Origin of the sequence: Marinobacterium rhizophilum, from assembly GCF_024397915.1 — a bacterium.
Classification (GTDB): Bacteria; Pseudomonadota; Gammaproteobacteria; order Pseudomonadales; family Balneatricaceae; genus Marinobacterium_A; species Marinobacterium_A rhizophilum_A.
Genome location: NZ_CP073347.1, coordinates 2,378,266 through 2,398,525, shown reverse-complemented (window position 1 = coordinate 2,398,525; position 20,260 = coordinate 2,378,266). Strand labels below are relative to the sequence as shown.

General features: G+C 60.6%; 18 protein-coding genes. 8 read left to right on the top strand and 10 right to left on the bottom strand.

Features of this window, described 5'->3' with window-relative positions; genetic code table 11:
- Window positions 1-83 precede the first annotated feature (83 nt).
- A complete protein-coding gene (gene argJ / locus KDW95_RS10835; RefSeq protein WP_255856282.1) occupies window positions 84-1,298 on the top strand; it encodes a bifunctional glutamate N-acetyltransferase/amino-acid acetyltransferase ArgJ in 1,215 nt (404 codons plus the stop codon).
- Between the two features lie 68 nt (window positions 1,299-1,366).
- Entirely contained in the window at window positions 1,367-2,314 is a 948-nt protein-coding gene (locus tag KDW95_RS10830) for a Nudix family hydrolase (protein ID WP_255856281.1), read from the top strand.
- Between the two features lie 23 nt (window positions 2,315-2,337).
- Here the strand turns inward: KDW95_RS10830 and yacG are convergent, their stop codons facing one another.
- The 5 genes from yacG to pilB form a co-directional block, all read right to left on the bottom strand.
- Entirely contained in the window at window positions 2,338-2,559 is a 222-nt protein-coding gene (gene yacG, locus KDW95_RS10825; RefSeq protein WP_255856280.1) for a DNA gyrase inhibitor YacG, read from the bottom strand.
- A complete protein-coding gene (gene coaE / locus KDW95_RS10820) occupies window positions 2,556-3,164 on the bottom strand; it encodes a dephospho-CoA kinase (RefSeq protein ID WP_255856279.1) in 609 nt (202 codons plus the stop codon). Before coaE ends, yacG begins: the two co-directional genes overlap by 4 nt.
- Before the next feature lie 38 nt (window positions 3,165-3,202).
- Window positions 3,203-4,084: a prepilin peptidase gene (locus KDW95_RS10815; protein ID WP_255856278.1), complete on the bottom strand. Its 882-nt coding sequence runs from the start codon at window positions 4,082-4,084 to the stop codon at window positions 3,203-3,205.
- A 96-nt stretch (window positions 4,085-4,180) separates the two neighbouring features.
- Window positions 4,181-5,404, bottom strand: coding sequence for a type II secretion system F family protein (locus tag KDW95_RS10810; protein ID WP_255856277.1), 1,224 nt, complete (start codon window positions 5,402-5,404; stop codon window positions 4,181-4,183).
- 24 nt (window positions 5,405-5,428) lie between these two features.
- Entirely contained in the window at window positions 5,429-7,138 is a 1,710-nt protein-coding gene (pilB, locus tag KDW95_RS10805) for a type IV-A pilus assembly ATPase PilB (RefSeq protein WP_255856276.1), read from the bottom strand.
- Between the two features lie 364 nt (window positions 7,139-7,502).
- Between pilB and KDW95_RS10795 the strand changes: the two genes are divergently transcribed.
- Together KDW95_RS10795 and KDW95_RS10790 are read left to right on the top strand one after the other, a co-directional pair.
- Window positions 7,503-8,009 (top strand): pilin, encoded by a 507-nt coding sequence (locus KDW95_RS10795; protein ID WP_304941582.1) that lies wholly within the window; start codon window positions 7,503-7,505, stop codon window positions 8,007-8,009.
- Between the two features lie 179 nt (window positions 8,010-8,188).
- Window positions 8,189-8,461, top strand: coding sequence for a hypothetical protein (locus KDW95_RS10790; protein ID WP_255856275.1), 273 nt, complete (start codon window positions 8,189-8,191; stop codon window positions 8,459-8,461).
- A gap of 228 nt (window positions 8,462-8,689) precedes the next feature.
- Here the strand turns inward: KDW95_RS10790 and nadC are convergent, their stop codons facing one another.
- Window positions 8,690-9,529 carry a carboxylating nicotinate-nucleotide diphosphorylase gene (nadC, locus tag KDW95_RS10785; RefSeq protein ID WP_255856274.1) on the bottom strand — a complete coding sequence of 280 codons (840 nt, stop codon included), beginning with the start codon at window positions 9,527-9,529 and terminating at the stop codon, window positions 8,690-8,692.
- A 93-nt stretch (window positions 9,530-9,622) separates the two neighbouring features.
- On the opposite strand from nadC, the gene ampD reads away from it, so the two are divergent.
- The 3 genes from ampD (at window position 9,623) to KDW95_RS10770 (ending at window position 12,168) form a co-directional block, all read left to right on the top strand.
- On the top strand, window positions 9,623-10,189 hold the full coding sequence (gene ampD, locus KDW95_RS10780; protein WP_255856273.1) for a 1,6-anhydro-N-acetylmuramyl-L-alanine amidase AmpD: 567 nt from the start codon (window positions 9,623-9,625) through the stop codon (window positions 10,187-10,189).
- Complete coding sequence (locus KDW95_RS10775) at window positions 10,186-11,016, top strand: hypothetical protein (RefSeq protein WP_255856272.1); 831 nt, start codon at window positions 10,186-10,188, stop codon at window positions 11,014-11,016. Before ampD ends, KDW95_RS10775 begins: the two co-directional genes overlap by 4 nt.
- A 108-nt stretch (window positions 11,017-11,124) precedes the next feature.
- Window positions 11,125-12,168 carry an ABC transporter ATP-binding protein gene (locus tag KDW95_RS10770; protein ID WP_255856271.1) on the top strand — a complete coding sequence of 348 codons (1,044 nt, stop codon included), beginning with the start codon at window positions 11,125-11,127 and terminating at the stop codon, window positions 12,166-12,168.
- A 125-nt stretch (window positions 12,169-12,293) separates the two neighbouring features.
- Here the strand turns inward: KDW95_RS10770 and KDW95_RS10765 are convergent, their stop codons facing one another.
- The 3 genes from KDW95_RS10765 to KDW95_RS10755 form a co-directional block, all read right to left on the bottom strand.
- Window positions 12,294-13,979, bottom strand: coding sequence for an ABC transporter permease (locus tag KDW95_RS10765; protein WP_255856270.1), 1,686 nt, complete (start codon window positions 13,977-13,979; stop codon window positions 12,294-12,296).
- Window positions 13,980-14,095: 116 nt separating this feature from the next.
- Window positions 14,096-15,127 (bottom strand): Fe(3+) ABC transporter substrate-binding protein, encoded by a 1,032-nt coding sequence (locus KDW95_RS10760; RefSeq protein WP_255856269.1) that lies wholly within the window; start codon window positions 15,125-15,127, stop codon window positions 14,096-14,098.
- A gap of 291 nt (window positions 15,128-15,418) precedes the next feature.
- Window positions 15,419-16,135, bottom strand: coding sequence for a 16S rRNA (uracil(1498)-N(3))-methyltransferase (locus KDW95_RS10755; RefSeq protein WP_255856268.1), 717 nt, complete (start codon window positions 16,133-16,135; stop codon window positions 15,419-15,421).
- A gap of 267 nt (window positions 16,136-16,402) precedes the next feature.
- Between KDW95_RS10755 and phbB the strand changes: the two genes are divergently transcribed.
- On the top strand, window positions 16,403-17,152 hold the full coding sequence (phbB, locus tag KDW95_RS10750; protein WP_255856267.1) for an acetoacetyl-CoA reductase: 750 nt from the start codon (window positions 16,403-16,405) through the stop codon (window positions 17,150-17,152).
- A 104-nt stretch (window positions 17,153-17,256) separates the two neighbouring features.
- Here phbB and KDW95_RS10745 read toward each other — a convergent pair whose 3' ends face one another.
- Window positions 17,257-20,115, bottom strand: coding sequence for a DUF349 domain-containing protein (locus KDW95_RS10745; protein ID WP_255856266.1), 2,859 nt, complete (start codon window positions 20,113-20,115; stop codon window positions 17,257-17,259).
- Window positions 20,116-20,260: the final 145 nt, after the last annotated feature.

The window sequence follows — 20,260 nt, the reverse complement described above, 5'->3', positions numbered from 1 at the left end:
ATTCGCACAGGTGCAGGCGCACTGCGCCGGGCTTTGAGCCCCGGAGTTGCGCCTGACCGGTATCTTTTGAGGATTAAATGGTTATGGCTGTAGGTCCCGGAACCTTACCCACGCTGCACCCTGTCAAGGGCATGCGTATTGGCATCGCTTCGGCGGGCATCAAGAAACCAGGCCGCAGGGACCTGGTCGTGATGGAGCTGTGCGAGGGCGCCACCGTTGCTGGCGTCTTTACCCTCAACGCGTTTTGCGCAGCGCCCGTGCAGATTGCCAAGCGTCACCTGGCGTCCGCGCCGCGATACCTGCTGACCAACACCGGCAACGCCAATGCCGGCACCGGTGCCGAGGGCATGCAGGATGCAACCCGCTGTTGCGAGGCGCTGGCACAGCTGGTGGAGCAACCGATCGAGCGCGTACTGCCGTTTTCCACCGGTGTTATCGGTGAGAAGCTGCCGGTCGACAAGATCGTGCAGGCCCTGCCGGCGGCACTGGCGGCACTGGATGAAAACGCCTGGGAAGAGGCCGCCAGTGGCATCATGACGACCGATACCCGTCCCAAGGCGGCGTCCAGTCAGTTCGAGTACGCTGGCAAAACCGTGACCCTGACGGGTATTTCCAAGGGTGCCGGCATGATCATGCCGAACATGGCGACCATGCTGGCCTATATCGGTACCGATGCCGCAGTGGCCGCACCGCTGCTGCAGCGCATTCTGGGCGTGGCCGCGGACAAGTCGTTCAACCGCATCACCATTGATGGCGATACCTCGACCAACGACAGCTGCATGCTGGTCGCGACCGGCCAGAGCGGTGTTGTGGTCGATGAGCAGGATGCGGATCTGCTGGCGCAGTTCACGGCGGCGGTGGAGTCGGTACTGCTGGAACTGTCCCACGCCATCGTACGCGATGGCGAAGGCGCGACCAAGTTTGTCACCGTCCAGGTGGAGGGCGCGCGTACGTCCGCCGAAGCGTTGCAGACCGCCTATACCATCGCCCACTCGCCGCTGGTCAAAACGGCGCTCTTTGCCAGCGATCCGAACTGGGGCCGCATCCTCGCGGCAGTTGGCCGTGCGGGTATCGAGGGGCTCGACCTGGAGGCGCTGAAACTGTATCTGGATGATGTCTGCATTGTCGAAAACGGTGGCCGCTCGCCAGGTTATACCGAGGCTGCGGGCCAGGGTGTCATGCAGCAGGAAGAGATCCTGATCCGCGTGGTACTGGCCCGCGGTGATGCCAGCGAAACCGTCTGGACCACGGACTTCTCCGAAGAGTACGTGCGCATTAACGCGGATTACCGCAGCTAACTGACAGGCAAGCGCCGTGGGCCCGTTGCGGGTCGCACGGTGCGCCCGTATCTCAAGGCACTTCCCCCATGACTACCACACGACGCCTGATTCACGTGGCTGCGGCCGTGATTCTGGACAGGGACCAGCGTATCCTGCTGGCCCGGCGGCCCGATGACAAGCACCAGGGCGGGCTCTGGGAGTTTCCCGGGGGCAAGGTGGAAGCCGGTGAGTCCGCTGCTGATGCCCTGGCTCGCGAGCTGCACGAAGAACTGGGCATCGAGGTGCGCCGGGCACGTCCGCTGATCCAGATACCGCATCATTATGCGGACAAGTCGGTGTTGCTGGATGTCTTTGTGGTGGACGCCTTCGACGGTCAAGCCCACGGCCGCGAAGGTCAGCCGGTGCGCTGGGTCCATACCGCAGAGTTGTCCGATTACCGCTTCCCGGCCGCGAACCGTCCCATCCTGGCTGCGGCCAGGTTGCCTGCGCGATTGCTGATTACAGGCACAGCGCAAGCCCCGGCTGAGTATGTGGCCCGCACCGAGCGCGCGCTGGCAATGGGGCTGCGCTGGGTCATGTTGCGCGCGCCGGAGCTGGCGGATGCCGATTTTTGTGAGCTGTACCGGCAGCTGCTGGGGCTGTGTGACGCCGCCGGTGCGACCCTGGCCGTCAACTGCGATCTGGCGCTGGCGAACCGGCTTGAAGCACGGGCGCTGCATCTGAACCGCCACCGCCTGGCGCAGCTCAGCGGGCGCGATGCTTTTAAGGGCGAGTGGCTCAGCGCCTCCTGTCACGATGAAGCAGAGCTGTCCCGTGCCGCCAAACTGGGGCTGGATTTCGTCACCCTGTCACCGGTGGCGCCTACCCCTTCGCATCCTGAAGCCGAGCTGTTGGGCTGGCCGGGCTTTGCACGGCTCTGTGCGCAGGCCACGCTGCCGGTTTACGCGCTCGGGGGTATGGCTGAGGCTGACCTGGAAACCGCCTGGGCCCAGGGGGGGCAGGGCGTGGCGGCTATCAGCGCCTGGTGGGACTGACGCCGGCCCGAGTTGCTGCCGTTTTAATGACGTGTCGGGGTATGCGGACGCTCATCGTCATCCATGCCGGTGCTGTAGTCATCTTCGGAAGGGGTCGTGGGAATGCGATATTCCTCATTGGCCCAGGTGCCAAGATCAATCAGCTTGCAGCGCTCGCTGCAAAACGGACGGAACTTGTTCTCGGGGCTCCAGATGCTGGGCTTGCCGCACTGTGGGCACTTGATGGTCTTTGTCTTGCTGGTCATGTATCTCTCGGGTCTTGCGCCAGCTGCAGCAATGTCTGATGGAGCTGCAGTGTCTTGGCGCGCAGGGATTGAAGGTCGCCTGAATTGTCGATGATGCTGTCGGCTCTGGCAAGTCTGGCGCCGCGATCGAGCTGCGCTGCCATGATGCGCTTCACCTGGTCCGTACTGTTCCGGTCGCGTGCGGTGGTGCGCTCAAGCTGAGTCTGCTCGGGAACATCCACCACGACAACGTGATCCACCAGGCGATGCTGGTCTGTCTCCAGCAGCAGCGGCGATACCAGCAGGGCGTAGGCGGACGTAGCGGCCTGCAGCGACGACTGGATTCGTTCCCGAATCAGCGGGTGCAGCAGGGTTTCGAGCCAGAGGCGGGCATCCGTTTGGGCGAAGATGATTTGGCGCAGGCGGGCGCGGTCCAGGGTGCCGTCGGCATGCAATACCTCGGCACCAAAATGCGCTGCTATCTGCGCCAGTGCCGCTTCGCCCGGGGCGACAACCTCCCGTGCCACCTCGTCGGCATCGATAACGGTGATGCCCTGTTCCTGTATCAGCCGGGCGACAGCGCTTTTGCCGCTGCCAATACCGCCGGTCAGTCCTGCTACTAACATGAGTTATGTTTCCTGCGGAGTTGCGCGAACTGTATGGGCTAGAACCTGAACAGTTGCAGGTAGGCTTCGGTGATCGGGCGACCCCAGATAATGGCGATCCAGCCGGCGATGGCGAGGTAAGGGCCAAAGGGCAGCGGATTGGCGATCTGGTGCTTGCGCAGCAGCATCAGTGTCATGGCCAGCAGTATGCCCACCACCGAGGACACCAGGATGATCAGTGGCAGCTGTTCGATGCCACACCAGGCGCCCAGGGCTGCCAGCAACTTGAAGTCGCCATAGCCCATGCCTTCCTTGCCGGTCATCAGCTTGAACAGCCAGTAAATGGACCAGAGCGCCAGGTAACCGATCACGGCGCCCCAGAGGGCTGACTCGAGGGTCGTAAAGAGCGTGAAGCTGTTAAGAATCAGCCCCAGCCAGATCAGGGGCAAGGTAATGCGGTCCGGCAACAGCTGGTGATCGATATCGATGAAGGTCAGGGCGATCAGGGCCCAGCTGAACGCCACCAGGCTGAACCCCACCGGGTTGGCGCCGAAGTGCCAGATGATATAGCTGCTGATCAGGGCGGTGAAAAGTTCGACCACCGGGTAGCGTACCGATATCGGCGCAGAGCAGGCCGAGCATTTGCCCAGCAGTGCCATGTAGCTGACCAGCGGGATATTCTCGTACCAGCGGATTCGGTGCTGGCAATGGGGGCAGCGGGATGCGGGTGTTGCCAGGTTGAAGGTGCCGTCGTCAGTGTTGTGCGGGTTTTCGTCGGCTCCGGCCGCCATGGCCTGCCACTCCCGCTCCATCATCAGGGGAAGGCGATGGATAACGACATTCAGGAAGCTGCCAACAAGCAGTGAGAGAACAAACGCCAGTGTGGTTTCGACAAGGGCAAGTCCCTCGAAGTTAGGTGTATCCAGCAGCTCGATATGCATAAAAGGATTCTGATCGGCCCCGGAGTCCTGCACTAACGACAGGTTCCGGGGTAAATTTGGGGTTCACAGCCAAAGTATCGCCACGCTGGCTTAGTTTTAACCGACAACGTTACCCAGCTGGAATATGGGAAGGTACATGGCGATAACCAGGCCGCCCACCAGGGTGCCCAGTACCACCATGATCATGGGCTCCATCAAACTGGAAAGCGAGTCTACCGCGTTATCGACTTCTTGTTCGTAGAAGGCGGCGACCTTGTCGAGCATCATTTCCAGTGAGCCGGCCTCTTCGCCGATGCCGATCATCTGGATGGTCATGTTGGGGAAGATGCCGGTCATCTCTATCGCATTTTTCAGGGACTGGCCGGTGGAGACGCCGTTACGAATCTGGATGATGGCGTTGCGATACACCACGTTGCCCACGGCGCCGGCCGCGGAGTCCAGCGCCTCGACCAGCGGCACGCCGGCGGCAAAGGTGGTGGCCAGGGTACGGGCAAAGCGCGCAATGGCGGCCTTGTGGAGTATTTTCCCCAGTACCGGAATTTTCAGTACCGAACGGTCGACGAAATCACGAAACTTCTGGGACTTGCGATGGGTACTTTGAAACAGGTAGCCAAAGAGCGTGATTGCCAGCAGAACCACGAACCACCATTTCTGCGCCGCCTCCGACAGGGTGACCACGAAACGGGTAAAGGCGGGCAGGTCGGCACCAAAGCTTACGAACAGATCTTCGAATACCGGCACGACCTTGACCAGCAGTATGGCGGTAACGATGATCCCGACCACCACGACCGCGGCCGGGTAGGTCATGGCTTTGCGGATCTTGGCTTTCAGGGCTTCGATCTTTTCCTTGTAGGTGGCGATGCGATCGAGCATGGCATCCAGTGCACCGGACTGCTCCCCGGCCTTGACGAGGTTGCAATAGAGGTCATCAAAGAAGATCGGGAACCGGGACAGGGCGGTGGAGAAATCCGAACCGCCGCTGACATCGTTACGAATGTCGTACAGCATTTTCTTGAGCTTGTCTTTCTCCGAGCCGCCGGCGACGATTTCGAGTGCCTGCAGCAGCGGCACGCCGGATTTCAGCATGGTGGCCATCTGGCGGGTAAAGAACGCGATATCCAGCGGCTTGATGGCTTTGCCGCGGTTGCTGAACAGGGAGATGCTTTCCTTGGCGACCTTTTTCGGCGTGATGCCCTGGCGGCGCAGCTGCGCCTTGGCCGTGGCGACGTTGGCGGCATCGAGCTTGCCCTTGGTGACGTTGCCGCTCTTGTCACGCCCCTGCCAGATGAAGGTCTGCAGTTTGACTTCTTTCGTGGCCATAGTGATCCCTGTGATAACTTACGCTCAGGTAACGATAACCCGGTTCATTTCTTCCAGGCTGGTAAGACCCTTGCCGACCTTGATCAGGCCGGACAGCCGCAAGGTGCGAAAACCGTCGGCCTGGGCCACGCGAAGAATGTCGAGAGAATTGCCGTTGTTCATGATGACGTTGGCAACCTCGGAACTCATCGGCAGCATTTCGTAAATCCCGACACGGCCCTTGTAGCCCCGGTTGCATTTCGAGCAGCCCTCGGGGTTGGCTTCAAACAGTGTAGTCGTCTCCAGTTGCTTGGGGGTAAAGCCCTCTTCCAGCAGTGCCGCCTCCGGGATGTCCGCCGGGCGCTTGCAGGATTCACACAGCCGCCGTGCCAGGCGCTGGGCAATGATCAGCGTTACCGAGGTGGCGATATTGAAGGCAGGCACCCCCATGTTGCGCAGGCGCGTGAGGGTTTCGGGCGAGCTGTTGGTGTGCAGCGTGGACAGCACCATATGGCCGGTCTGGGCGGCCTTGATGCCGATCTCGGCGGTTTCCAGGTCGCGAATCTCGCCGACCATCACCACGTCCGGGTCCTGGCGCAGGAATGCACGCAGGGCTTCGGCGAAGGTCAGGCCGACCTTGGTGTTGACATGTACCTGGTTGATGCCTTCCATGTTGATTTCCACCGGATCCTCGGCGGTGGAGATATTGCGTTCTTCGTCGTTGAGAATATTGAGACCGGTATAGAGGGTGACCGTCTTGCCGCTGCCGGTGGGGCCTGTGACCAGGATCATGCCCTGGGGTTTTGCGAGGGTGGCAAGGAACAGTTCTTTCTGATCGGTTTCAAACCCCAGCGCATCGACGCCCATCTTGGCGCTGGCCGGGTCGAGAATACGCAGTACGATCTTCTCGCCCCAGAGCGTTGGCAGGGTGTTGACACGAAAGTCGATGGCCCGCTTGGCCGATATTTTCATCTTGATGCGGCCATCCTGGGGCATGCGCCGCTCGGAAATATCCATGCGGGACATGACTTTCAGGCGCGCCGCCAGCCGGGGTGCCAGGTTGGCCGGGGGCTTGGCGACTTCCTGCAGGATACCGTCGATACGGCTGCGGATACGGTAGTTCTTCTCGTAGGGCTCGAAGTGGATGTCCGAGGCACCGTTCTTGATGGCATCCAGCAGAATCTTGTTGACGAAGCGCACGATGGGGGCGTCATTGGCCGCTTCTTCGGCGGTTTCGGCGGCATCGGCTTCGTGGCCGTCACCGACATCCAGGTGATCGAGGTCGGTGTCCGCCAGATCGTCCAGGGCGCTGTGCTGGTTATCCAGGAAGGCATCAATCAGCCGACGCAGCTTGTCTTCCTCGACAATAACCCCTTCGGTGGTGGTGCCCGTATGAAATTTTATCTCATCCAGTGCCTGGATATTGGTGGGATCGGCGATGGCAATAAAGAGCCGGTTCTCGCGCTTCATCAGCGGCAACGCATGGTGCTTGCTGATCAGGGCTTCCGACACCAGGCCCTGGGGAAGGGCCTCGCGGGCGATGACATCAAGATCCAGCAGCGGCAGGCCGAACTCGTCGGAGGCCGCGCAGGCGGCCCGGTGTGCGCTGACCAGGCGCTGTTCGATAATGTGGCTGATAAAGGGCTTTTGCGCCGCCCGGGCCTGGGCAATCGCATCGACCGCGACCTCGGCGGAGAATACACCGTCATTTACCAGTCGCTTGGCGAGACCGCTGAGAGGTTGAAAAGCGTTCACCTTGACTCCCTAGTACCTGCTGAAGCAGCTGACCTGTCCGTTATTGAGCACGATCAGGATGTAACATAGCACTTGCGTGACTCTTTGAAAATGCAGACTATACTTGTTCCAAGGCCTCTGTACTGTAACAGATATGATACGATCTGGACGTACGCTGTCGGTGGTCTGGGCTTGGGGTCACTCGGGGCAACCTGGGGGAAATGGAGAACTCCAGGTCTTGGAATTTGCCTGGGGCAGGTGGAATGGGTCGCATGGCCGGTCAGGCTTGGGTGTCGGATGGTATTTAGTAGTTTTTACTAGTGCCACAAAAGGTATTTGAGTCGCGAACATCGATCGAAATGGAAAACTCGCTGGAGAAAATATAATGAACAGATCGATCAAGATGGTGCAAAAGGGTTTTACCCTGATTGAGTTGATGATCGTTGTTGCGATCATCGGCATCCTGGCGGCGCTGGCAATCCCGGCCTACCAGGACTACGTGGCACGCAGCCAGGCGTCTGAAGCGCTGACGATCACGGATGGTTTGAAAGTAGCTATACAAGAGCACTATGCTACCGAAGGTGTGTGCCCTTATAACTCTGCAGCAATACCCAACTATAATATCGATATCGAAGCAGGTATTGATGGTTCTTATGTGGCCTCTGTTGGGGTTAGGCCGAACAGTAGCTCTGCCTCTCTTTGTGAAATGATAGTATTTTATGAAGCGACAGGCGTAGCAGCTAAAGTTCGAGGCCAGTCGCTTGTGATTGTGGGAGATATGAATGCAGGTACTGAGGTTGATTGGACTTGCAATAATCAACCTGCTGGTACTACGGCGGGTACTTTGCCAGTGCAGTACCCTGAAGTAACACCGAGCGCATGTAAGTTGTAAAAATTGATAGTGTGTTCTTATTTTATGGAATCCCAGCGTAAGCTGGGATTCTTTTATACGACTAATGTTTAATTTTTATATGGCTTTTTAGAATTAGATATATGAAACGAATCATTCTAATTACTCTTGTTACCCTATCCGTTGTACTAACTGTGTTTATTAATAGGCAGGCAGACCCTGTGAGCGAAAGTGTACGTGCAGCACTGGAGACTCAGCTCGCCAAAGACTCCCGCTTTCCCGCCCGTCCGGTCTGGTGGCAGGATGGCGCTATCCTGGCGGTGGGCATGATGCCTGATGGCGAGTCGCAGGATGCAGCGGCCCGGGATGTGTGCAGACTGCTGCATGCCCAGGGACTGATGGATACGGCGGTCGAGATCTATGATCTGCAGAAAATACAGCAAAGTGACGACTGGGCGCTGATCGGCAGGGCGTCGTGCAAGCCGGTGCCGTAGTGCGGCTAGCGGTTCTTACGGGTGATTCGTGAAGGGTTGTTCGTGATTCGTGATTCGTGATTTGTGATTTGTGATTTGTAATCAGGCTGCAGGCCTGCTGGTTTTTAGTTCAGCCTGCCGGTGAAAGCCATCTATTAAAGCCAGAAGCAAAATCCAAAAGGCTCGTTTTAACGAGCCTTTTTTACGTACTGGCTGTCTATATTGTTTCGATGTTTAAATGTATCGGGATTAAACCAGCCGCAGCGACAGATCTATTGCCTGGCAGTGCTTGGTCAGGGCGCCGATGGAGATGTAATCGACGCCGGTTTCGGCGATGGGTTTGAGGGTGTCTTCGCTGATGCCGCCAGAGGCTTCGAGCTTGGCTTTGCCTGCTGTGGTTTTCACCGCGCTGCGCATATCATCCAGGCTGAAGTTGTCCAGCATGACGATATCGGCACCGGCTGCAAGGGCCTGATCCAGCTGTGCCAGGGTTTCCACTTCCAGCTCGACCGGCTTGCCCGGTTCATTCTGCTTTGCGGTAGCAATGGCGGCGGCAATGCCGCCACAGGCCAGGATATGGTTTTCCTTGATCAGGAAGGCATCGTAAAGGCCGATGCGGTGGTTGAAGCAGCCACCGCAGCTAACGGCGTATTTCTGTGCCCGGCGCAGGCCCGGCAGGGTCTTGCGGGTATCGAGCAGGCGCACGCCGGTGTCTTTAACCAGGTCCGCATAGTGGCGGCTGATGGTGGCGGTGCCGGACAGGGTTTGCAGAAAATTCAGCGCGGCACGCTCTGCAGTGAGCAGCGAGCGGGCGGCGCCCCTGGCTTCAAACAGCAGCTGATCAGGCGCAACGCTCTGACCATCTGCTACGTGCCAGCTGAGCTGTACCGCAGGGTCAACCTGGCGAAACACCTCATCGACCCAGTCGGTGCCGCAGATCACGGCGTTCTGGCGCGTGATTACGCGGGCGCGGCCGGCTTGCGTGGCCGGTATCAGACGGGCGGTAATGTCACCGTCGCCGACATCTTCGGCCAGAGCCTGGGCAACGCTTTGAGGGATGGTGTCTTTCAGGTCTTGTTGGGTCAGCATAGGTGTTTGATCTGCAACAGCAATGGGAAGACGAGTGGTGTTAAACTAGGCAGAATTCTAGCCCAATCCGGATGTGGCTAATAGGGGTAATTGATGGCGACTGCCAAGCCGCTGCCAGCAGGACTGCTTTGCAATGCACGTTTTGTGGCAAGCCCAAACCATAACGCGCGCCCGCTGGGGACCGATATTTCACTGCTGGTCATCCACAATATCAGCCTGCCGCCCGGGCAGTTCGGTACCGGCTGCGTCGAGCAGTTTTTCTGTAACCGTCTCGACTGGCAGGCCCATCCGTACTTCCAGAGCATCGAGGGCATGGAGGTGTCAGCCCACCTGCTGATCGAGCGCAGCGGTGCCCTGGTCCAGTTTGTCCCGTTTGAATCGCGGGCCTGGCATGCTGGCCAGTCCTGTTTCGAGGGCCGGGCAAACTGCAATGATTTTTCCATCGGTATCGAGCTTGAAGGCACGGATGAGCTGCCCTACAGCGATGCGCAGTATGCCGCGCTGGTGCAGGTTACCCTGGCGCTGCAGCAGCGCTTTCCACGGATTACCGATGCACGTATTGCAGGCCATAGCGACATTGCCCCCGGGCGCAAAACGGACCCGGGGCCTGCGTTTGACTGGGCCCGTTTCCGGGCGCAACTGATGGAGGCACGTCGATGAAGTTTCTCGCGCTGGTGACGGCGCTGCTGGTGAGCCGGCTGCTGTTCCAGCCCCACAGCCGGCCCTATCAGCCGGCCGCAGGGTCTGGCGGGGACCGCCTGATCGTCTGGCTGTTTCTCTCGCTGTGCCTGGAAGCGCTGTTGTTGCTGAGCCTGGACTTTGCCTACGGTGTGCCGGTCCTGCTGCTGGAAACGGCCCTGTTGGCATACTGGCTGGGACGCTCGACCCCCGGCAACCTGCTGCTGGAGTATGCCGGTCTCTGGGAGCAGGGCGACTACAGTGCCGCCTCTGCCCACGCCGCAGAGCAGATCCGCTTTCATGCTCATGCCCAGGACCAGCGGCAGGGCGACGCCAGTCGGGCGCAGCGCCTGCACTGCCGTATTTGCCAGTGCTACCTGCAGCAGTTGCTGCTGACGCTGTTTGTGCCGCTGTTCTGGTTCTGGTTGGCGGGTATTCCCGGTCTCCTGCTGGCGGTGCTGGTGCAGCCGCAGCTTGAGAGTATCCGCCCCGCCGCCCTGGCGTATTGGGTGCAATGGCTGCCGGTGCGCCTGCTGGGATTCAGTTTCTTCGTGGTGGGCAGTGGTAGTGGTGCCTGGGCTGCGTTGTCGCGGCTGTCCCGCAGGCGCAATGATATTCGGTGGCTGTTTCGGGTCGGGCTGGGTGCTATTGGTGATTACGCCGGCAGTCGTGATCTCGCCGGTACCCTGGCGCAACGGGGCGCCGAGGAGATGGACGCACTGCAGCGCCTGGTGGGGCGGGCGCTGACCCTCTGGTTGCTGATCATCGCGGTGCTGGCCATGGCCGGGTTTGAAATCAGGCTGTATTGATAATTGTTTTCATTTATCATTTGCGGGCAAAAATATTAAATGTCCGGTGCGCGGGTGGATGTCCGTGCGGCCTGGGCCTGTTGGAAACCCGAATCAAGTTGGATGTGCATGAGTCAGTTGCTGGAAGTCGAGTCGGTCAGTTGTGCCTACCAGGACAACGTTGTGGTCAGGGACCTGTCCTTCGAGGTGGCTGCCGGCGAGATTGCCTGCCTGCTTGGCCCCAGTGGCTGCGGTAAAACCACGGTATTGCGGGCGCTGGCGGGGTTCACCCGGTTGCAGTCGGGTTCCATTCGCATTGATGGTGTGCCTGTGTCTACGGCGGACTATGCGCTGGAGCCGGAAAAACGCCAGATGGGCATGGTGTTTCAGGACTACGCGCTCTTCCCGCACCTGAGCGTATTTGAAAACATCAGCTTTGGCTTGATCTCGGCATCGCGGGCAGAAAAGGCGCGCGTTGTTGCCGAAGTGCTGGAGCTGGTGCAGCTGCCTGATTTGTCCAGGCGTTACCCGCACGAGCTGTCGGGCGGCCAGCAGCAGCGTGTCGCCCTGGCGCGGGCGCTGGCACCGCGGCCGCAGTTGCTGCTGATGGATGAACCCTTCTCCAACCTGGATACGGAGCTTCGCAAGCAGCTGTCGCTGGAAGTGCGTGACATTCTGAAGCATCAGAATATAGCCGCCATCGTCGTGACCCATGACCAGGAAGAGGCTTTTGCCATCAGTGATCGGCTGGGTATTCTGGCGGCCGGTGAGTTGCAGCAGTGGGGGCGCGCCGAGGCGCTGTACTATACGCCGGTGAATCCGCTGGTGGCGGGTTTTGTCGGCAAGGGCAGCCTGTTCGATGGCGTTTGCGAGAGTGCCACCCGCGTACGCACGGAGCTTGGCTTGCTGGAGTTTGCAGAGCCCTTCTGCTCCCCCGACGGCAGTGCGGTGCAGCTGTTTATTCGCCCGGCGGATCTTCGCCCGGCGGCCGAGGGCACGGTACTGGCGCGGGTGCTGGCGCGGGAATTTCTGGGCGGCATGACCCTTTACACGCTGGAGTTGCCGAACGGTCGCCGGGTGGAATCCGAGGTGCGCGAGAAGCTGGACTACAGCGTCGGTGAACAGGTGCATCTGCAGGTGTCGGTGCATCGCCCGATCGCGTTCTTTGAGTGAGGGGCGACAAGGGCAAGCCCGATTGGAACCCTGCCGGCGGACATCAAGGCACGTTCGGCGCCTATGACGGGTTACGCGGCGCCTGAATCGGGTGCCAGACGTCTGAATTGATCGCCATTGCGCCGCTAGCCCATCCTGCGGGTCGCGGTAATGGAGCGGCTCAGCAGTATTACCGGCAAAACCCCTACCAGTACGATCAGCAGGGCCGCCAGCGCGCTGCGTTCCAGCATTTCATCGGACGCGAACTGATACACGAAGGTCGCCAGCGTATCGTAATTGAACGGGCGCAGGATCAGGGTTGCCGGCAGTTCCTTCATGCAGTCCACAAAGACTACCAGCAGGGCCGTCATCAGGCCGCCGCGGATCAGGGGCAGGTGCACCTTCACCAGCGTCTGGGAGGCCGTGTGCCCCAGTGAGCGGGACGCCATGTCCATGGACGGGGTTACCTTGCTCAGTGAGCTGTCCACCGCACCGTTGGAGACCGCCAGGAAGCGCACCACATAGGCGAAAATGATGGCAAAGGTGGTGCCGCTGAGCAGCAGGCCGGTGGAAATGTCGAAGGTGCGCCGCATGAAATCGTCCACCGCGTTATCGAACGCCGCCAGCGGAATGATCACCCCCAGTGCCAGCACGGCGCCGGGCATGGCGTAGCCGAGGCTGGAAAAGCGCACGGCAAACAGCAGTGCCCGTTTTTCGCTGTACAGGCGCTTGGCATAGGCCAGCACGACGGCCAGCGCGATCGACAGCACGGCGGCACCGAAGGACAGGGTAAAACTGTGGCTGGCGTAGCTGAGGAAGTCCTCGGACCAGAGCTGGTCGAGGTAGCCGCTGGCGTACCAGCCCAGCAGTGAGAAGGGCACGATAAAGCCGCACAGCACCGGCAGCAGGCAAAACAGGCTGGCACCCAGGGCGGCGAAGCCCCTTAGCCGGGTGGGCTGCAGCGCACTGAAGCGGTCCGGGCTGTGAAACTGGCGCTGCTGTGCCCGTGCCACGCGCTCCAGGGTGACCAGCATGACCACGAAGATAAGCATCAGGCTGGCGATCTGCGCCGCACCGCCGAGGTTGTACATGTTCAGCCAGGTATCGTAGATGCCGGCGGTGAGGCTCTTGACCGCAAAAAAGTCCACGGTACCAAAGTCATTGATGGTTTCCATGGCGACCAGGGACACGCCCACGGCAATGGCCGGGCGGGCGATGGGCAGGGATACGCGGTAGAAGCTTTGCCAGGCGTTGCAGCCCAGCAGGCGGCTGGCATCGCGCAGGCTGACGGATTGCTCCAGAAAGGCGGCACGGGTGAGCAGGTAGATATAGGGGTAGAGCACCAGGGACAGCATCAGGATGGCGCCGCCGAGGCTGCGTATTTCCGGAAACCAGTAATCCCGCGCGCTCTGCCAGCCGAACAGTGCCCGCAGTGCACCCTGGACGGGGCCGGCGAACTCCAGCAGGTCGGTATAGACGTAGGCGATCACGTAGGCGGGCACGGCGAAGGGCAGCAGCAGCGCCCATTCGAACAGCCGCTTGCCGGGAAAACTGTACATGGTGACCAGCCAGGCGCTGCCCACGCCGGCGAGCATGGACAGCAGGGCCACGCCGGCAATGAGTTGCACGGTGGTGATGATATAGACCGGCAGCACCGTGCTGGCCAGGTGTGTCCAGATGTTCTCGTCGGGAAAGAGTGCCAGGTAGAACACCGCAAGCACCGGCAAGGCCACCATCAGCGCGACGCCCCAGGCCGCCGAGTACCATCCGGCAAGGCGCGGACGGGGCCTGTGACCGGGGCTGTACGCCAGGGTGGTGGTGCCTGATTTCATCGATATTCTTCCTGCGCCTAGAACGGCAAAAAACGATAGCCGGGCAGACTATCGTTTTCGTTCGGTGATGTCGAGCAGGGCCGCCCGCCAGGAGTGGCCCTGTCGAAAGTGCCGGATCAGTTGTCGAATCCGACCTTGTCCACCAGGCGTGATGCGACGGTGCGCAGCGGGCCCAGTTCATTCAGGTTGATTTCGTCGCCCTTGAAGTTGCCCATGTATTCGTCGATCAGGGCGGAGTTGGGTGTGCCGGGGCGCACCGGGAACTCGGAGTTGGCTTCGGCGTAAATCGTCTGGGCCTTTTCGGAGGCCAGGAACTCGATCAGCTTGATGGCATTGTCGCGGTTCGGTGCATGCTGGGTGACCGCGGCGCCGGAGATGTTCATGTGTGCACCGCGGTCAGCCTGGTTCGGGAACACGAGGTTGACGGACTGCGCCCATTCTTTCTGTTCCGGCTGCTTATCGTTGGTCAGCATCTTGCCGAAGTAGTAGCTGTTGCCCAGGGCCAGGTCACAGACGCCTTCCATCACGGCCTTGACCTGGGAGCGGTCGTTGCCCTGGGGCTTGCGTGCCAGGTTGGCCTTGACACCTTCGAGCCACTGTTCGGCATAGGCTTCGTCGTGATGTGCGACTACCGAGGCGATCAGGGACAGGTTGTAGGTGTGCTTGCCGCTGCGGGTGCAGATGCGGCCTTTCCATTTCGGGTCAGCCAGGTCTTCATAGCGGGTGAGTTCGCCCTCCACCACGCGATCCTTGGAGGCATAAACGATGCGTGAGCGGGCGGTAAGGCCGAACCAGCGTCCTTCGGGGTCACGGTAGTGCTGTGGAATGCTGGCGTTCAGTTCATCGCTCTGCACGGCGCTGACCAGGCCTTTTTCGGTGGCATCGTACAGCGGACCAATCTCGGCGGTCAGCAGGATGTCGGCGGGAGAGTTGCGGCCTTCATGCTCCAGGCGCTCCAGCAGGCCATTGCCGCCGGTGACCAGGTTGACCTGGATGCCGGTGTCCTTGCTGAACTCTTCCAGCAGGGGCTGAATCAGGAACGCCTGGCGGTAGGAGTAGATATTGACTTCGTTGGCGGCCTGGGCAACAGAGGCGGTGCTGGCCATGGCCAGCGTTGCGGCGGCAAGGAGTGTGCGGGAGCTTGGCATGCGGGAACTCTCTTTGTCCGTAATTTTTGTGTAAAAGGTAATGCGAACAATTCTTAATAATATTATCGGCGCTGTCAAGTCGAGATGAGTATTATTCTCATCGGGCCTGGCGGGGCTGCGAGCGGATAAACGGGGCGGGGCGGTGCCTTAGCGGGTTGTTGAAAAGCGTAGGCGAGGCAGCTAGCGCAAGGCAAAAATCGTCGAAATGAGGAAGTTTATGGCTTATAAATGAACGACTTGAGACGGTTTTTAACGCCGCGATAGCAACGCAGGTCGTTTTTCAACAGCCTGTTAGAGTGGCGGAAAGAGCCGCGCCAGCAGCACCGGAACGGCGGTTTCAACGCGCAGGATGCGAGATCCGACATGAATGGGGGTGAGCCCGGCCTGTTGCAGTTTCTCCACTTCGTAGCGGATAAATCCCCCTTCGGGGCCTATGGCCAGGGTAGTTGGCTCCAGCGTTGCGACAGGGCAGCCGGCTGCCTCGTAAGGGTGTGCGACGAGGGCGCGGGTGTTGGTCGCAATGGACGGCAGTTCGTCCTCTGCGAAGGGTTTGAAGCGCTTGTGCAGGGATACTTCGGGCAGCAGTGTATCGCCCGCCTGCTCCAGCCCCAGCAGCAGGTGTTCCCGTATTGCATCCTCGGCCAGCAGCGGGCTGGACCAGTAGCTTTTGTCGACCCGGTAGGAATGGATCAGGCACAGCTTTTTCACCCCCATGGCGGCGATCGTCTCAAGGGTGCGCTTGAGCATCTTGGGTCTTGGCAGCGCCATGACCAGGGTTAGTGGCAGAGCGGCGGGCGGCGGCTGGTCCAGGCAGGTTTCCAGTTCGATACAGAGGTCATCGACGCGCAGTACGCGGGCGTGTCCGGTGGCGCCATTAAGCAGGCCCACTTTCAGTGTATCGCCTTCCCGGGGCTGCTGCACCGCGCGAATGTGACGGTAGCGGCGATCATTCAGGCGGGCCCTGGCGGGGGCGACAAAATCGTCTTCAAACAGCAGGATCAGGTTCATGGGAACGGGTAGCACCGGACAGCGTGGCGTGGGCCGCGCAGTATACCAGAAGCCCTGTGCTGCTGTTGCGTGCAGGCAGTGGGTCTTGCCCCATGTCACAAGGCTGTCAAATTTTAGGGGTATTGTCACCGGCCTGTAGCAATTGAAGTTGATTTGGCCTGCGGGTTGGTATTATTGTCAGTTGACTTAGGGACGAGCTAAGCGATAGAGATTTAAAACTATAAGTCGACTTATTAAAAAGGATATTGGCACTATGGGGATGCGTAAATGAGCAAGAAAATAGCGTTTGTAACTGGCGGTACCGGTGGACTGGGTACGCCTATTTGTCGTTCTTTGGCTGATCAGGGGTTTACGGTCGTTGCGGGCTACAACAGCGGCGGCAAGCACGAAAAAGCCCTGGCCTGGCAGGAAGAACAGCGCAAGGACGGTTATGAAATCATGGTCGCCTACGGTGACGTGACCGATGCCGAATCCTGCGTCAAGTGTATAGCCAGCGTGGAGGAGCAGACCGGCGGTACCGTTGATGTGCTGGTCAACAATGCGGGTATTACCCGTGACGGCCAGTTCAAGAAGATGTCCTGGGAACAGTGGGACGAGGTCATGTCCGCCAACCTGGACTCCATGTTCCACATGACCCGTGTCGTCATCAACGGCATGCTGGACAAGGGCTGGGGCCGAGTGATTAACATTTCTTCGGTAAACGCCCAGAAAGGCCAGTTCGGCCAGTGCAACTACTCCGCCGCCAAGGCGGGTATTCATGGCTTCACCAAGGCGCTGGCACAGGAAGTGGCGCGCAAGGGTGTGACAGTTAACACTGTGTCGCCCGGGTATATCAAGACGGCCATGGTCGCCGCCATTGCTCAGGATATCCAGGACAAGATCACCGCGACCATTCCGGTTGGCCGCTTCGGCACACCGGAAGAAATCGGCCGCCTGGTGGCCTTTGTTGCTGATGAGCAGTCCGGTTATATCACCGGTGCCGACCTGTCCATGAACGGTGGTCTGCACATGTCCTGATGGGACGCGCCAGGGCCCCTGGCCCTGGCTGGATACACCGGCTCAACAAAAAAATCCCGCTGCTGCGGGATTTTTTGTGCCTGTGTTTCCAGGTGGGCTCGCCGTTAAAGCAGGCCTTCCAGGGGCTGGTAGAAGCGCTGCACCAGTGCCGGATGGCGCTGGGCCATGGGGACGCAGCGCCACTCATACTCGAGGCGCTGCAGGTCGGCCGTGGTGACGGCTTCGCTGTGCTGTTCCAGTGCCTGTTGCAGGCGTTGCATCTGGTATTCCAGGCGCAGGGCCTGATCGTCTTCCGGTGACGACAGCCCCAGGGCAATCTCCAGCTGAATGCACAGCTGGCGCAGGCGCAGGCCGGCCGCATCGGTCAGTTCGGGCAGCAGTCCGGGCTCCTGCTGAACCTGCTGGGCCAGGGCGAAGCGCTGTTCGATCAGCTCGGCATATTCACTGCTGCAGCTTTCCAGGGTGTCCCAGTGCGCTCGCAGCTGCTCAAGAATGGCAGCATCGGGCTGCTCGGTCAGCAGCTGGGTTTCCAGCGTATCGCACAGTTCAATGCGCTGGCGCAGGGCGGCAAAGGCCGTGGAATCCTGCAGTTGGGCCAGGTCGGCGCGCTGACGCTCCAGTTGCTGGCGGGCGTCGTCAAAACGGCGCAGGTAGGGCGTGCTGAAGTCTTCTTCCAGTTCGCAGAAATCGCTGATGCAGCGGGGCAGAATCTGCTCCAGTTGCGCGCGGCTGCAGGGTGATGCCAGCAGTTGTTCGAGCTGGCGACAAATCTGTTCCGCCGTTTCGCGCTGCTCGGCCCGCAGTTCTCGCCCGCGCTGCTGGCTGTCGCCCAGGCGGGAGAACAGGGTGTCGCAGTGGGCGCGAAACTGTTTCCACAGTCGGTGCTCCTGGCTGCGGAAGGTTTTGCCCGCGTCCTTCCAATCCTGCTGCAGTGCCTTGGCCTGCTGGGCCGCGGCCTGGGGGTCTTCGGCAGCGCAGAGTTCGGCAAGCTGGTCGACCAGGTCGCGCTTGAACTCCAGGCAGGCGTGATAGTGTTCGTGCAGCGGGCCGTCCAGTTGCTGCAGCAGCTGGTTAAAGCGTTCCTGCGCCTGTTTGCCGGGCCCGCGGTCAACCGGGGAGTACTGCTTCCATTCGTCCTTGGCGGCGCGGCTGATGGTGTCGATGGCGCTCCAGTCAGCCTGGTTCCAGTCAATGCTGGCTATGTAGCTCTCCAGCTGGTCACAGATGACACCGCGCTGTACCAGGTTTTCACGTCGGCGCTCGCCCTGTGCCTGGAAGTAGGCTTCGCAGGGCGCATAGGCCAGATCCGAGGCCTGCTTGAAGCGCCGCCAGAGTGCCTGGGCGTGGAACGGGTCGGTGCTGTCGAGCAGTTTCCACTGCTGCTGCAGGCGACGGATGGACTCGGCCAGTTCCGTGACCTCAAGCGGGCTGTTGACCAGGGCTTCCATGTCGGCGCACAGCTGCTCTTTTTTCGGTGTGACGGCGTATCCCTGCCAGTCCTTGAGCTCCTGCAGCTGGGCATGCAGCTGCTTGAAGCGCAGCTCCAGCGGGGCGACGGTGTTGCCATTGAGCATTTCGAGGGCCTGGGCGGCGCGCTCATGGCACTTGCCCGCCTCTTTTACGTGGCCCTCACCGATAGCCTGCTCCAGTCGGTCGAGCTGTTCGCGCAGCGTCTGGGCCAGGCCCTGTTCCTGTTCCTGCAGGGCCTTGTGACGGGCTTCTATAGCCTGCAGTCGCTGCTGCGCCAGCTTCAGTGCATCCGGTAGCGGCAGAGCCTGGGGCCAGTTCACTTTTTGCAGCAGCTGATGAATGCGCTGTTGCTGCTTGCGCAGCACGGCGGGGCTCGCGTCCTCGACCGGCTGGCCGAGCAGACGCTGCAGGTCGGCCTGGGCCCGGCTAAGCGCCTGGGCACTGTCCGCGTTGCCCTGTATGCGGGCAAGGGCCTTGCGCGGGGCCTCGCTCGAGTTTGAGTCATCGGCAAACTCGGCGTGGGCCAGGGCGTTCCACTGCTGCTGCCAGGCGCTGAGCTCGTCGCCAAGGGCGGCGCTATCCAGGCGAGCATCGGTCAGGGCTTCGCGGCTGCGTTGCTCGATGTCATCAAGCTGCTGCAGTAGTTCGGTGCTCTGTTCCTTGTAGGCGTTCCGACGCTGCTGCTGCTGAGCCTTGGCGTCCGCTTGCGCTTGCATTTCGGCGGCGCGCTGCTGGCAGGTCATCAGGGCCTGCTGGAAGCGTTCTTCCAGTGTGTCTGGCGATGTCTCCAGCTTCAGCCATTCCTGGCTCAGCGCGTCGATACGGGCGCCGTACAGTGGCATCAGCTCGCCGGCGGCCAGTTGCTCCATGCGCTCGACCCGCTCCAGCCGGTCGGCCTGCAGCGCGTCCTGGGCGCGGCTGTGCTCGCGCAGCTGCTGCAACTTGTCGCGGGTGACCCGGTACACCGCCTTGTCACGCTGGCGCATCTGGCGGCCGACGCGTTCGAGTACAGCTTCGCTTTCGAGCCGCTCGGCGGCCAGGCGGCGCATCTGTGCACTCTGCGCATTCAGCGTCAGGACTTCCAGGTTGCTTTCGGCGCGCACGCGCAACACGGCAGCCTGTTGCAGCGCGGCTTTGCCCGTGTGCAGCGCGATGTGCGTCAGCAGGTCCTGATCCTGAATGTTCTGGATGCAGGACAGTTGCTGCTCTGGGGACAGGTTGCTTTCGTCGCTGGCCACCAGCTTGCAGAGGTGATCCGTTGCGACGTGGCGAATGGACGGGTCCTGCTCGGTGGCCATGACGCGCAGCAGCAGTTCGGGCTTGTGCAGCCGCGCCACCGCAGCTTTGCGCACGTCCGGGCTCTGATCCGTCTGAGCCAGTCGGGCGAGTATTTCGAGTTGGTCGGGCTGTTCCGCCAGCAAAGTGCTGATTGCACGTATCCGTACGTCCGCCTTGTTGCTTTGCCACTTGGGCCTGAAAAACTTCGCAAACATTGGTAGGGGGGTCCCGGCATAAGGGTTGGGCAGCATGCACAGGCTATGCTGCGGCGCGAAAGCTAGCTATTCTAAGGCGCCGTGGATAGCAGTGAAAGAGTTGACATGCGAGCAAAGTGGCCAAATACAGGAACTGTGCCTGGAT